The sequence below is a fragment of the Paenibacillus yanchengensis genome (genome assembly GCF_042684845.1).
GTDB classification, from domain to species: Bacteria; Bacillota; Bacilli; order Paenibacillales; family Paenibacillaceae; genus Pristimantibacillus; species Pristimantibacillus yanchengensis.
This window is the reverse complement of the sequence record NZ_JBHUMH010000016.1, coordinates 348,948-362,098: the sequence shown is the minus strand read 5'-3', so window position 1 is coordinate 362,098 and position 13,151 is coordinate 348,948. Positions and strand designations below refer to the sequence as shown.

Genomic DNA, 13,151 nt, shown 5'->3' with positions numbered 1-13,151 from the left:
AAAGAACATATTATAACTTTAACTATTCCCTAACTAAGTGCTCGTTCCACGACTGCCATCCGAATCGGTACACCATTGCTCATTTGTGGAAAAATACGGGATTGTTCTGATTCGATAACCGCATCGTCAATCTCCACATTACGGTTGAAAGGTGCCGGATGCATAATAATTGCATGTTTGCCGATTTGCGCTGCACGTTCACTCGTTAAACCATAATTTTGGCGATAACCTTCTGCTGAACTTAGCATACCACTTTCATGTCGTTCTAGCTGCACTCGAAGCATCATTACTACATCCGCCTTCAAAGCATCTTCCATACTAATATATGGTACATCAAGATCTGACATACGCATATTGGGAGGCGTACAGAAGCTAACTTTACAACCGAACTTTCGTAATGCAAATACATTAGAGCGAGCGACACGACTATGCAGCACATCACCAACGATAGCAACATTCAATCCTTCTAGTGATCCAAAGTGTTTTCGCATCGTGTACAAATCGAGTAAAGCTTGTGTCGGATGCTCATTATTACCATCACCAGCATTAATAAGTGGAATATTTAACTTTGGCGCAATTTCAGCAAGAACGCCGATCGGTTTCAACCGAATAATACCAACATCTACGCCAGTGGATTCCAATGTCTTGACTGTATCATAGATGGACTCCCCTTTTTCTACACTTGAAGTTGCTGCCGAAAAATTAACGACATCTGCACCAAGTCTTTTCTCAGCAATTTCAAATGAAAAGCGAGTACGCGTACTATTTTCAAAAAACATATTAGCAGCAAATTTACCATGCAGTACGTTGTGTACTTTGTCTTGATGATATTCCCAATGCAATGCACGATCCAGAATGGATACAATTTCCTCTTTACTTATATCTTTTAAGCCTAGCAAGCTTCGTTCAGCTATTTTTGTCGTAATCATACCGACTGCCCCCTATTGTGGATGATGGTAACTTTGTCCTCATTATCAATTTCGCTTAGAGCTGCATGAATTTCTTCCTGCTTTGAAGTAGGAACGTTTTTACCCACAAAGTCAGGCCTGATCGGCAATTCGCGATGTCCTCGATCTACGAGAACAGCCAATTGAATATTTTCTGGACGACCCATATGCATAATCGCGTCCATAGCTGCACGAATAGTCCGACCAGTGTAGAGTACATCATCTACTAAAATGACTTTCTTCTCTTGCACCGGTAATGAATTGCTATTATTCACTTGTTGATTTGATTTCGTTGCATTTGTTTCTCGATCATCGCGATATGCTGTTACATCAAGCTCCCCGTAGTCAACCGCTTTACTTTCGATTTCACTAATCTTCTCTGCAATTCGACGAGCCAGATAAATACCTCTCGTCCGAATACCCACGATAATACAATTTTCAATGCCTTTATTCCGTTCAACAATTTCATGGGCAATTCTTATTAATGCCCGGCGAATCGCTTGCTCGTCCATAATGACAAGACTCTCTTCCTGCAATTCATACAACTCCTTTCTCCATCAATATTTTGTAGTTGAAACTTGGCAGTACAGGTAACAAAAAACTCCTTGCAGCTAACTGCAAGGAGCTTGAAAGTTGATAAATAATGGGCACCATGAAATAGGCCTAAATTGCGTGCCTACACGTAGCCAATATACCAATATCAATTATCACGCTACCTTGCCAGCCTCTCTGGACTGAGTTAAAGGTACTGCTTTAATTCTTTGATATTATCCCATGTCAAAAGTTGCTTGTCAACATTTTTCTACAAAATATTAACGACTGCGCAATTGTTGTAATAGATACTTCATATCAGCCGGTAACTCAGAATCAAACAATAATTTTTCTTCACTTCGTGGATGTACAAATCCAATAGCAACAGCATGAAGTGCCTGTCCTTTAAACTGTAGCCCTTTAGCTTTCGCAAGTCCATACTGTGGATCGCCGACAAGTGGATGCCCAATATATTTCATATGCACTCGTATTTGATGTGTTCTTCCCGTTTCAAGCTGCAATTCCACTACACTATAATCACCGAGTCGTTCTATTACTGCAAAATGAGTAATGGCGTGTTTACTATTTTTGTCCGTCACTACAAACTTTTTACGATCTGCTTGATCACGACCGATTGGTGCATCAATAGTACCGGTATGATGACTAATATTACCATGGACAATAGCAATGTACTTACGTATTACGGTATGTTCTTTTAGTTGGTTAGTAAGTGATAGATGAGCCAAATCATTTTTGGCTGCCATCATTAATCCAGAAGTATCTTTATCGATCCGATGAACAATACCAGGACGCATAACACCATTAATACCAGATAGATCTTTACAATGATGTAATAAAGCATTAACTACTGTTCCACTTCGATGACCTACTGCGGGATGAACGACCATTCCCCGTATTTTGTTAATGACAATAACATCTGCATCTTCGTACAATACATCTAAAGGAATATCTTCTGCTTCAATTTCTAAACTTTCCGGTTCTGGAAGCTCAAGCTCGATCTGATCTGATGCATTCGTTTTATAATTGCTTTTTACTGTGATTTGATTTACTGTCACTGCACCACTCTTAATCCATTCTTGCACTTGCGTCCGAGAATAAGCGGGATCATCTAGTTGTTGCAACAACCACTTATCTAGTCTTTCCCCTGCTTCTTCCTGTGAAACAACCCAACCGTACTGCTCGTCTTTTTCAATATCACTATTCATTCTCTTGCATTCCTTTATGTTCTGACTTTGCTGCATCTTTGCTTTCTTGCCTAGTCGTAATAAGTGTATCCAACAATATTAAAGCTACACCAATGACGATTGCTGAATCGGCAATGTTAAATATCGGAAAACCATAACTGCCAAAATTAAATTTAAAAAAATCTACTACTTCACCGAACCGAGCACGATCGATAAAATTACCGATTGCTCCTCCTAAGACAAGCCCAAGTCCACTAAGTAATCTAGGGTGAGCACCAGTTTTGCGCATTACTTGTGTATACCAAATTAGTCCGGCTACAATGATAACGGTTATAATAATGAAAAATGTTCGTTGATCTTGTAATATGCCAAATGCCGCACCACGATTACGATGAGAAGTAATCAGAAAAAAATTGCCAATTACACTTATTTCATCGCCAAGATTCAATTGTGTTTTTATTACTAATTTTGTAATAAAATCAATAACTAATACAATAATTGCGATAATATAATAATAAAAACGCATTTCATCTCTCCCTATTCAGCGATATTCATTACGCAGTATAGTTTAACACATATATGTACTAGCAAGCCAGCAACGAGAAATTCAATTATTAATAAGCTTTACCCTCTAATTGAATTTGAACAATTCTAACAATATCCGCAATATAATCTCCAATTATCGGTATATTCAACGCACCTAATATTTGCAAAAAATATAATATCGTAGCAGCAAAGAAAGTGAAACCGATCGCTATTCCAACACCACGAGCTGTTCCTGCTAACAGATTACGCCATATTAAAGACATCGGTCGATTAAGCAGATCTACGTATTCTGCCATTTTCGTCTTCTCCATATCAGAAGCAATTCGTTCAAGCTGCTGATCTAGTCTACGCAATCTCGTTTCTACAGGCATATCCGCTTCTGTTTCTGAATGCTGTTTTTCCTCTTTGGTGCGTCGTTTCATCGTTCATCCTCCTGCCCTGTTACTACACGATATGTTTAAAATAGACCTGCCTATCTGTCTCTTTTGTAGAGAAGATAGGCGGGTCTATTGCTTAGTATGACCCAATTAAGCGATGAAAATCCCCATTTGCTTCTCACCTAATGTCACTATTTCCATTTGATCATTTTGGGCAAAAGTGATCGATTGAAGCAATACATTTTCACGCAACAGACTGTCAAACTGTACAAGTGCCGCTTGCAGTTGCTTATCAACATCAACAGTTAAATCAATGTACTTTTCAATTGGCAAATCCAGTTTCCGTCTTGTATCTTGTATAGCACGAATAACTTCTCGCACCCAACCTTCCATCTCTAACTCCGGCGTAATTTCTGTATTAAGAGCAACAGTTATACCACCATTGGATGCTGATGCAAATCCGCTTTTCGCTTGCTTTTCAATCAATAGTTCTTCCGTTGTAATCGTCAACTGCTCACCATCAACTTCCAAATGACATTCACCTGATGCAACAACTTGACTTGTTTGCTCCGCTGTCAGTTGTTTCAATGCTGCTTGAATTGGCGCTACTCGTTTGCCGTACTTTTTCCCAGCTAGCTTCAAGTTTAACTTTAGTGTAAAGTCAACAAAGCCACTATCACCAGATTGTACAATAATTTGCTTCACATTAACCTCATCTTTAATAATGGACTCATAAGGCGCAAGCACAAAATCGCGATCTAATGAAACGATTAATTCTGACAATGGTTGACGTGTTTTTATCGCTGTTTCATTCCGAACATTTCGAGCTAATTCCACCATTTGTTTTGCACTGTCCATATCTTGCTCCAAAGTAACGTCAATTGCTTCAACCGATGCGACTGGATAATCAGATAAATGTACACTTCCTTCGCCACCTAAGTTGCGATATACATCCTCAGCTAAAAGTGGTGCATATGGAGCAATGATACGAGACAACGTTAATAATACATAACGGAGTGTCTGGTAAGCTGCAATTTTATCGACTGGCAATCCTTTGCCCCAGAAGCGATCACGTGATCTACGAATATACCAGTTACTGAGTTCATCAACAAATGATTCTATCGCTCGTGCCGGATTCAAGAAATCATTTTGGTCTAACCCTTTGACTACCGTTTCAATTAAGCTGTTCAGTCGAGATGTAATCCAACGATCCAATTGATGTTCAGAAACATCAACTTTATGCTGATTAGGATCATAGCCATCAATGGAAGCATACAACGCAAAAAATGCGTGGGTATTTACAATTGTATCTATTACTTTTGATTTTGCTTCGGCAACGATTGTTTTAGAAAACCGTTTACTGTTCCATGGCGCACTATCTGCAAGTAATGCCCAACGGAAAGCATCCGTACCAAACTCATTAATTATTTCCCATGGATCGATAACATTCCCTTTGGATTTAGACATTTTCTGACCGTTCTCATCCAAAATATGCCCTGTAGATATAACAGCTTTATAAGGAGCTTTCCCATTATATAGTGTTGATATTGCTAACAAACTATAAAACCAACCACGTGTTTGATCGATACCTTCACAAATCATATCAGCAGGATATTGATCGTTAAATTGTGCCTCGTCACCAAATGGGTGGAAATATTGTGCAAAAGGCATTGCCCCACTATCAAACCATACATCGATTACCTCCGATGTGCGATTCATTACTGCACCTTCAGCAAATGGTGATTTTAATTGGATAGCATCAACATAAGGCTTGTGTAGTTCGATATCTTCTGGCACATCGCCAACTGCTCTAGCACGCAAGTCAGCTATGCTGTCTGGTGCATATTGTTTGCCCGTAGCTTCACAAATCCAAACATTAAGCGGCGTACCCCAGTAGCGATTTCTACTAATGTTCCAATCCACTAAATCTTCCAAAAACTTACCGAAGCGACCGTCGCGCAAATGACCAGGGTACCAGTCCACTGTGTTGTTATTAGCAATCAACTGTTCTTTAACTGCCGTTGTTTCGATAAACCAGCTTTCTGTAGCATAATATAGTAATGGAGACTTACAACGCCAACAGAATGGATAGCTATGCTCATACCGTTCTTTTGAAAATAACAATCCTTTTTCACTAAGTGCCCGTACAATGTCTACATCACAATCTTTCACAAAGCGACCTACAAAGTCTGTTACTTCTTCTGTATACTTACCAGCGTTATCAACGACAGATAGCATACCGATATGATGTTGACGTGCTACTCGGTAGTCATCTTCCCCGTGTGCAGGTGCTATATGGACAATACCCGTACCACTTGTATCACTTACGAAATCACCAGATATAACAACATGACCATTGTCAACCGTAGCATAAGCAAATGGCGGCTCATATTTTTTACCTACCAGCTCGCTACCTTTCATCACTGACAAAATTTCATAATCTGTCTGCAATACCGCTTCTACTAAATTTTCAGCTACAATGTAGACTTCTCCATCTTTTGTAGCTCGCACGTAGCTCAAATCTTGATGGACTGCGAGTGCCACGTTAGCCGGCAATGTCCACGGAGTTGTTGTCCAAGCTAAAACAAATTCACCTGAATCAATCAATTTGAATTTTGCAGTAGCACTTAAATCTTTGACATCTTCGTACCCTTGTGCAACTTCATGTGAACTCAGTGTCGTTTGACAACAAGGACAATAAGGGCTAACTCGATGGCCTTGGTATAATAGCCCTTTACGATGAATTGTTGCTAGTATGTTCCAAACACTTTCAATATATTGATTGTTTAATGTTACGTATGGATCGTCCAAATCTGTCCAGTAACCAATCGCTTCTGTAAGCTCGCGCCACTGTTTTTCGTATTCAAACACGCTATCTTTACATTTGTTAATAAAAGCTTCCACACCATATCGCTCAATTTCTTGTTTACCAGATATACCTAGTTGTTTTTCTACTCCTAGCTCTACCGGCAATCCGTGCGTATCCCAACCGGCTTTACGAACAACACGATAACCTGCCATCGTCTTATAGCGTCCGATAAAATCTTTAATGACTCGCCCAAGCACGTGCCCGATATGTGGCGCTCCATTTGCTGTTGGTGGTCCTTCATAAAATACGTAATTAGGCTTCCCCTCTCGATTAGCAATCGACTGCTTAAAAGTATCTTCTACTTCCCATTGCTTTAACACACGTAGTTCTCTTGTTCTTGCTGGCTCTTTTACGTCGACTCTCTTCATGTCAAATTCCCTCCATAAGAAAAATAAAAAACCCCATCCCTATAACAAAGGGACGAGGTATGCTCGCGTTACCACCCTATTTTTGCTTCTATCGCATCAGCACGACTTGAAGAAACAACTCTCTGGTAATGAATAAAGTTTATTCATTATCCTGCTATCGGAGGATTGCCGTCGGTACTTAATAATGACATTAATAACAACATCATGTTAGGTACAGATTCTCGGAGATGATATTCCACTATTTGGCATAATCCGGATTTTCAGCTACTTCCGGCTCTCTAAGTTATGACTTAAATAGTGTACTGTTCTCGTCAAGGAATATAATATAACTACTTCATCTGAATATTACTACAGTTATAACAAAAAAGAAATGCCATTGTCAACTAGCTACGCAATAACTCTTTTTCCATGTCACTTAATGCACCTGGTTGCTCTAGTGATTCCCAGCCATCCTGACTCAATAATTCTAGTTGCGCCTCGACTAGTGTACGAAAACGAGCGCGATAAATCGAAGCTTGTTTCTTTAACTCTTCTACTTCCAGCGATACTTTGCGCGCTTTATTAAGTGAATCATTAACTATACGATCCGCATTTTTTTCTGCTTCTTTGACAATAAGCTGTGCTTCTTTTTTGGCATTGTGTCGAACTTCATCCGCTGCTTCCTGTGCAACAATAATCGTTTTGCTTAACGTATCTTCTATATTAGCAAAATGATTAAGTTTTTCTTGCAAAGATAACATTTCATTATGAAGTTCTTTGTTTTCACGAATGATCGTTTCATAATCTTTAATGACTTGATCCAGAAACTCATTCACTTCATCTTCATCATATCCACGCAATCGGCGTGAAAACTCTTTATTATGTATGTCCAATGGCGTTAGCGGCATCGGAGCACCTCCTAGAAACTCTCGTTACTTCGTTAACGTTAAGTATTCTACAAAAAAACAGAAAAATCCTGCTTGTAATCTTAAAAATAACATGTTTTTTACAAATAAGTACCGACTTGTACCCGAATTCGCCCTTTTTTTGTAACACCATCTACTTCTAATACTTTAAATCGTCCAAAACCTTTCATAGAAACAACATCTCCAGCATAAAGCTGGTGTGATGGATCTTCGACAGGTTTCCAGTTCACTTTGCACCTGCCCGCTCGAATAGGCGGCATAATTTTCGTTCGACTTAAACGATATACGTCGCTAGCAACACCATCCAGTCGCATGGAAGCAACAGTAATATGAACGGTTTGCATTTCTTGTACAGCTGGTACTAACTGGTCAACTGGTAGTATGGAAGTAAAAACGGCATGTCGGTGTACTTGGCGCAAATGGGTGTCCAAGTAAACCGCAATCTCTTGTGTAACGACGATATGGGCAAATCGATCATGAACATGAATATCACCAATTCGATCTCGCTTAATGCCAAGCCCAAGCACTGATCCTAAAAAGTCACCATGATCGGCTTCAAACAACATACCATTATCAAGTTTCACTTCTAATACTGTAAGTTCGCTACTTTCGCTTTCCACGTCAATATATTCCGGAGCAAGTAGTACGCGCTTCCTTTCTGCCGCTGGAAAACCTCCATCTGCCTTCACTTGCACATCTGGATAACGATTAGACAGACTCAGCAATATTTGTACTTGCCGTGGATCGAGAAATTCAGTCAAAATAATTTTATGTTGATCACTAGATTGAACTAGCCAATCTAACACACGATCAACATAAATTTTTTCGTCTGCATGAAAATGATCATATAAACCTTCTTTCAACTTCGTCTCACCTATCCACTACTAAAATTTAACAACTAATTGTATAATCCATATTATCCCAACACTAATATATCGTAGTGCAATAAATGCTAATATAGGAGACAAATCAAGTACTCCACCTATCGGAGGAATAAACCTGCGGAAAACACTTAAATAAGGCTCTACAACTTTACCTAAAAATTGTCCTATCGAGCTTTCTCTCGCATTCGGAAACCAAGATAGCAACACATAACCAATAATTAAATAACTATAAATCTCTAACGCAACACTCATTATCATCGTTAAAAACATTTGCACCTGCATAAATTCAAGGTCACCTCATTTTGTTGTAATCATTATCCTCTGCCAGCATTTCCGTAATGGCACCTTGAATTTCTACTGAATCCGGGGTACACAGAAAGATATTAGGTCCAAGCTTCGATATGCTGCCATTTAAAGCGTACACCGTACCACTTAAAAAATCAACAATCCTTAGTGCTAGGTCACCACGTACTCGTTGCAAGTTGACGATAACCGATTTTCTTGCTCGCAAATGATCGGCAATTTCTTGCGCTTCATCATACGAACGTGGTTCGTTAAGAACAACTCGCATATTTTTTTGCGAATGAATACTTACAACATTATTAGCGGCAGCAGTACTACCACTATGCACCTGCGTAGCTTTCGCTTGTCTGCGCGATTCAAATATACTTTGTTCTTGTTCAGACTCGTCTGTAGAATCGTTAATCTTTTCCCGCTCAACCACTTCTTCCTCTTCATGCAAACCTAATAAATTCATAAACTTATTCATAACACTCATCGTTATTCCTCCTTTTCCCCAACCAATATCGTGCCTAATCTAATCCATGTCGCTCCTTCTTCAATCGCAACTTCAAAATCATTAGACATTCCCATCGATAATTCCGTAATTGAACTTGTCCCATCGCTTCGATTTTGAATATCATCTCGCCATTGTCTTAGTTTACGAAACACAGGTCTTGTCGCTTCTGGTTCAACTTCAAATGGTGCCATTGTCATTAAACCAATTGGTTTAATATGTCGATAATTTTTCAGTTCGTTTAAAAAATCATAGACTTGACCTTCCATTATTCCTTGTTTGGTTAGTTCTTGCGAAACATTGACTTGGATAAAACAAGGAACAACGATATCAAGCTGCTCCGCTTGTTTATCAATAGCTTTCGCAAGTGAAAGACGATCCAATGAATGAATATAATCAAACTTACCTACAACATCTTTCGCTTTATTACTTTGAAGCGATCCGATAAAATGCCATATTGGCTTGTCCGATGAGACTGCTGAAGAAAGTGGTAACTGCTCCCACTTCTCTTTTGCATCTTGCCAACGATTTTCGCCCAAATGTACAATGCCATTATCTAATGCTTCTTGCGCCCTTGTTAAAGCTACATACTTTGTTACAGCAATGACATTAATTTCTGATGGATGACGATGGGCTCGCTCACAAGCATCTGCAATACGTTTACTCACTTGTTCGAGCTTAGCAGCAATTAACATAGTTTACTCTCCCTCTGTAAGTCCGATCCAGCTAGCCATTCGACCAGTTTTACCATTTTCCATACGATGTGAGAAAAACAAATCCGTTCTGCATCCTGTGCAATATGTTGTTAATTCGATATGGATCGGCAAAATTCCTGCTTCCATCATAATCTGTCGGTTTATTTCTTTCAAGTCTATTTGCGCTTTTCCACTTGAATTAGTCGTTTCGATCCACTTTTGTTCCGCTGGATTCACTTGGTAACGGTTTGCTAACCGCTCCACCTCACTAATGACCGACTGATCTACTTCATAACAACATTGTCCGATGGAAGGTCCGATAGCAACTTGTAATTGTGCCGGATCAGTCCCGTAATGTTTCGTCATCGCCTCAATCGTTTCTTTCGCTATTTCTTGTACCGTACCTCGCCAGCCTGCATGAGCAAGACCGATGGCACTATGTACTTTATCATAAAAAAACAAAGGCACACAGTCCGCATAATAGGATACAAGTAATGTGCCAACTTCATTCGTTATTAACGCATCACACTTTTTAATTGCGTCATGATGACTGTCTTTCCCCTTCCCCCGTAACGCTTGATCAATAACACAAACACGATTACTATGCACTTGCTCTGTACATGTCCATGCAGTAAAGGGCCACATTATTGCTTGACTTACTAATTTCCGGTTAGCAATAACATCCGGAGCATCATCTCCAACATGTAATCCCATATTGAGTGATCTGTACTCTCCACTGCTACTACCGCCTTGCCGTCCTGTAAAACCTACAGTAAGCCGCTTATTATGCTGCATCCATTTATCAATATTAAAAAGCGAAATTCGCTCTGCAGATTCCATTGGCACAAAAGGCTCCACACATGTCAGCTCCTTATTTACCTATCATTATTGCTATAAACTGGTTTCAACCTTAATTTTACCTTGTTATGTGCGTGCATGCAAATCTTCTTCTTGTTCATCGCGAATCGTTTTTTGTTCATCTAACCGAACAAGCACAACATCCGTACCAATTTTCACTATATTACGCCAAGGAATAATTATTTCTGTACCACCATTTCCAAAGATACCTAAAAACTTGGTCATTTGTGGCACAACGATAGCTTCTATTCTCCCCTGCCTTAAATCTAATTCCAAATCAGTAACTTGACCAAGCCGCTTTCCATCTACAATATTAATAACATCCTTCGTCTGGAAATCCGATATTTTCATAAAAGCACCTCATTTCACAAACTTCTACTCCACCTCTCTATACTATATGAGATATTTGCCCATTATGTACGCTACAAAAACAAAAAAGTTGAGCAGAAAAAGAGATTTCTTTTCGCTCAACTTTTTTACTGTTATTTAATTTTGTCAATTATTACGATTTTACATATTTTTGCATTTGATTAATGGCTGATTTCTCTAAACGTGAAACTTGAGCTTGCGAAATACCAATTTCGTCCGCCACTTCCATCTGTGTTTTACCTTCAAAGAAACGCATAGATAGAATCATTTTTTCACGATCATTCAATCGTTGCATCGCTTCACGCAGTGCAATTTCTTCAATCCATGTGACATCTTTATTTCGCTCATCACCAATTTGGTCCATCACATATATCGGATCTCCACCATCGTGGTATATTGGTTCAAATAACGAAACAGGGTCCTGGATAGCATCAAGTGCAAATACAACATCTTCTTTCGGAACATTAAGTGCTTCTGATATTTCAAATATCGTCGGTTCTCGAGAATAGCGATTCGTTAAACTATCTCTTACCTGTAACGCTTTATAAGCAATATCTCGTAAGCTTCGAGACACTCTAATCGGATTATTATCGCGTAAGTATCGTCTTATTTCACCTATAATCATCGGTACGGCATAAGTTGAAAACTTGACATTTTGACCAAGGTCAAAATTATCGATAGCTTTCATCAGCCCAATACACCCGACTTGAAATAGGTCGTCGACAAACTCCCCCCTGTTGTTAAATCGTTGAATTACACTTAATACTAACCGCAAATTGCCATTTACCAATTTTTCTCTAGCCGCCAATTCATTACGAGTTTGTAATGCAGTGAACAATTCACGCATTTCAACGTTAGTGAGTACAGGCAGCTTAGCGGTATCCACTCCACAGATCTCTACTTTATTTCGGGTCAACGTGACTACCTCCTAAGGAGAAACATTAAAGTTCATTATTTCCCCGAAGAAGTATTTTATTCCTGAAATAAAGTAAGCATCGACCAAATTCAGAGTACTATCCAACGTCAAAAAACAAAAATTCCGTTACCAATTATAGCTGTAAGCGTTACACCATTTTGTTAAATTCTTTTCGTAATCTTTTAATAATTCTTTTTTCTAGACGTGAAATATACGATTGTGAAATACCTAACATATCAGCTACGTCCTTTTGTGTTTTTTCCTCCCCATCACTAAGACCAAAACGGAGCTCCATAATGACTCGCTCACGTTCCGTCAGCTTATCCAACGCTTTATGAAGCAATTTGCGATCCACTTGCTCTTCAATATTACGATAAATAGTATCGTTTTCTGTTCCTAATACATCAGATAATAACAATTCATTACCATCCCAATCAATATTAAGTGGCTCGTCAAAAGATACTTCTGATCTAGTTTTATTATTACGACGCAAATACATTAAAATTTCATTTTCAATACACCGCGATGCATAGGTTGCCAATTTAATCTTTTTTTCTGGATCAAACGTATTAACCGCTTTAATTAACCCAATCGCCCCAATAGAAACTAAATCCTCAATATTAATGCCAGTGTTTTCAAATTTTCGTGCAATGTAAACAACAAGTCGTAAATTTCGTTCAATTAACATTGCTCGTATTGCAGAATCACCAGATGGCAATCGATCTAGCAAATACTGCTCCTCTTCTCTCGTTAATGGAGGAGGGAGTGCTTCACTGCCACCTATGTAATATATTTCTTCACTTTTCAGTCCAAATAAAAATAAAATGCGATAGTAAAATAGTTGCAATGATAATCTATATTTCACGAGCATGTTGTTTAATCCTC

General features: G+C 38.9%; 15 protein-coding genes and 1 other annotated feature. All 15 genes read right to left on the bottom strand.

Translation table 11 applies throughout. The features are described from left to right. Nucleotides 1–29: 29 nt before the first annotated feature. A complete protein-coding gene (locus ACFSTH_RS09015) occupies nt 30–929 on the bottom strand; it encodes an aspartate carbamoyltransferase catalytic subunit (RefSeq protein ID WP_377772153.1) in 900 nt (299 codons plus the stop codon). Further along, a complete protein-coding gene (pyrR, locus tag ACFSTH_RS09010; RefSeq protein WP_377772859.1) occupies nt 926–1,483 on the bottom strand; it encodes a bifunctional pyr operon transcriptional regulator/uracil phosphoribosyltransferase PyrR in 558 nt (185 codons plus the stop codon). The genes ACFSTH_RS09015 and pyrR overlap by 4 nt, the downstream gene beginning before the upstream one ends. Nucleotides 1,484–1,759: 276 nt before the next feature. Beyond that, a complete protein-coding gene (locus ACFSTH_RS09005; RefSeq protein WP_377772155.1) occupies nt 1,760–2,704 on the bottom strand; it encodes an RluA family pseudouridine synthase in 945 nt (314 codons plus the stop codon). After that, complete coding sequence (lspA, locus tag ACFSTH_RS09000; RefSeq protein WP_377772157.1) at nt 2,697–3,209, bottom strand: signal peptidase II; 513 nt, start codon at nt 3,207–3,209, stop codon at nt 2,697–2,699. The genes ACFSTH_RS09005 and lspA overlap by 8 nt, the downstream gene beginning before the upstream one ends. Before the next feature lie 88 nt (nt 3,210–3,297). After that, nucleotides 3,298–3,600 (bottom strand): DUF5665 domain-containing protein, encoded by a 303-nt coding sequence (locus tag ACFSTH_RS08995; RefSeq protein WP_377772861.1) that lies wholly within the window; start codon nt 3,598–3,600, stop codon nt 3,298–3,300. Between the two features lie 156 nt (nt 3,601–3,756). Continuing rightward, nucleotides 3,757–6,843, bottom strand: coding sequence for an isoleucine--tRNA ligase (gene ileS, locus ACFSTH_RS08990; RefSeq protein ID WP_377772159.1), 3,087 nt, complete (start codon nt 6,841–6,843; stop codon nt 3,757–3,759). Nucleotides 6,844–6,888: 45 nt separating this feature from the next. Then, nucleotides 6,889–7,167, bottom strand: a binding site (T-box leader). A gap of 59 nt (nt 7,168–7,226) precedes the next feature. Then, the gene (locus ACFSTH_RS08985; protein ID WP_377772161.1) at nt 7,227–7,730 is read right to left on the bottom strand and encodes a DivIVA domain-containing protein; all 504 of its coding nucleotides are present in this window, start codon (nt 7,728–7,730) and stop codon (nt 7,227–7,229) included. A gap of 98 nt (nt 7,731–7,828) precedes the next feature. Further along, nucleotides 7,829–8,611 (bottom strand): YlmH family RNA-binding protein, encoded by a 783-nt coding sequence (locus ACFSTH_RS08980; RefSeq protein WP_377772163.1) that lies wholly within the window; start codon nt 8,609–8,611, stop codon nt 7,829–7,831. A gap of 21 nt (nt 8,612–8,632) precedes the next feature. Continuing rightward, complete coding sequence (locus ACFSTH_RS08975; protein WP_377772165.1) at nt 8,633–8,914, bottom strand: YggT family protein; 282 nt, start codon at nt 8,912–8,914, stop codon at nt 8,633–8,635. Between the two features lie 10 nt (nt 8,915–8,924). Continuing rightward, nucleotides 8,925–9,410 (bottom strand): cell division protein SepF, encoded by a 486-nt coding sequence (locus ACFSTH_RS08970; RefSeq protein WP_377772167.1) that lies wholly within the window; start codon nt 9,408–9,410, stop codon nt 8,925–8,927. Between the two features lie 2 nt (nt 9,411–9,412). Beyond that, a complete protein-coding gene (locus tag ACFSTH_RS08965; protein ID WP_377772169.1) occupies nt 9,413–10,123 on the bottom strand; it encodes a YggS family pyridoxal phosphate-dependent enzyme in 711 nt (236 codons plus the stop codon). Between the two features lie 3 nt (nt 10,124–10,126). After that, nucleotides 10,127–10,981, bottom strand: coding sequence for a peptidoglycan editing factor PgeF (pgeF, locus tag ACFSTH_RS08960; protein WP_377772171.1), 855 nt, complete (start codon nt 10,979–10,981; stop codon nt 10,127–10,129). A gap of 66 nt (nt 10,982–11,047) precedes the next feature. Then, nucleotides 11,048–11,332 (bottom strand): PRC-barrel domain-containing protein, encoded by a 285-nt coding sequence (locus ACFSTH_RS08955; protein WP_377772173.1) that lies wholly within the window; start codon nt 11,330–11,332, stop codon nt 11,048–11,050. Between the two features lie 151 nt (nt 11,333–11,483). Continuing rightward, nucleotides 11,484–12,266, bottom strand: coding sequence for an RNA polymerase sporulation sigma factor SigG (gene sigG, locus ACFSTH_RS08950; RefSeq protein WP_377772175.1), 783 nt, complete (start codon nt 12,264–12,266; stop codon nt 11,484–11,486). Nucleotides 12,267–12,414: 148 nt separating this feature from the next. Further along, nucleotides 12,415–13,137, bottom strand: coding sequence for an RNA polymerase sporulation sigma factor SigE (gene sigE, locus ACFSTH_RS08945; protein ID WP_377772177.1), 723 nt, complete (start codon nt 13,135–13,137; stop codon nt 12,415–12,417). Nucleotides 13,138–13,151: the final 14 nt, after the last annotated feature.

Coding starts and splice junctions, on each gene's coding strand:
- ACFSTH_RS09015 (WP_377772153.1), bottom strand. CDS start 929: ATGATTACGACAAAAATAGCTGAACGAAGCTTGCTAGGCTTAAAAGAT.
- ACFSTH_RS09005 (WP_377772155.1), bottom strand. CDS start 2,704: ATGAATAGTGATATTGAAAAAGACGAGCAGTACGGTTGGGTTGTTTCA.
- lspA (WP_377772157.1), bottom strand. CDS start 3,209: ATGCGTTTTTATTATTATATTATCGCAATTATTGTATTAGTTATTGAT.
- ACFSTH_RS08995 (WP_377772861.1), bottom strand. CDS start 3,600: ATGCCTGTAGAAACGAGATTGCGTAGACTAGATCAGCAGCTTGAACGA.
- ileS (WP_377772159.1), bottom strand. CDS start 6,843: ATGAAGAGAGTCGACGTAAAAGAGCCAGCAAGAACAAGAGAACTACGT.
- ACFSTH_RS08985 (WP_377772161.1), bottom strand. CDS start 7,730: ATGCCGCTAACGCCATTGGACATACATAATAAAGAGTTTTCACGCCGA.
- ACFSTH_RS08975 (WP_377772165.1), bottom strand. CDS start 8,914: ATGCAGGTGCAAATGTTTTTAACGATGATAATGAGTGTTGCGTTAGAG.
- ACFSTH_RS08970 (WP_377772167.1), bottom strand. CDS start 9,410: ATGAGTGTTATGAATAAGTTTATGAATTTATTAGGTTTGCATGAAGAG.
- ACFSTH_RS08965 (WP_377772169.1), bottom strand. CDS start 10,123: ATGTTAATTGCTGCTAAGCTCGAACAAGTGAGTAAACGTATTGCAGAT.
- ACFSTH_RS08955 (WP_377772173.1), bottom strand. CDS start 11,332: ATGAAAATATCGGATTTCCAGACGAAGGATGTTATTAATATTGTAGAT.
- sigE (WP_377772177.1), bottom strand. CDS start 13,137: ATGCTCGTGAAATATAGATTATCATTGCAACTATTTTACTATCGCATT.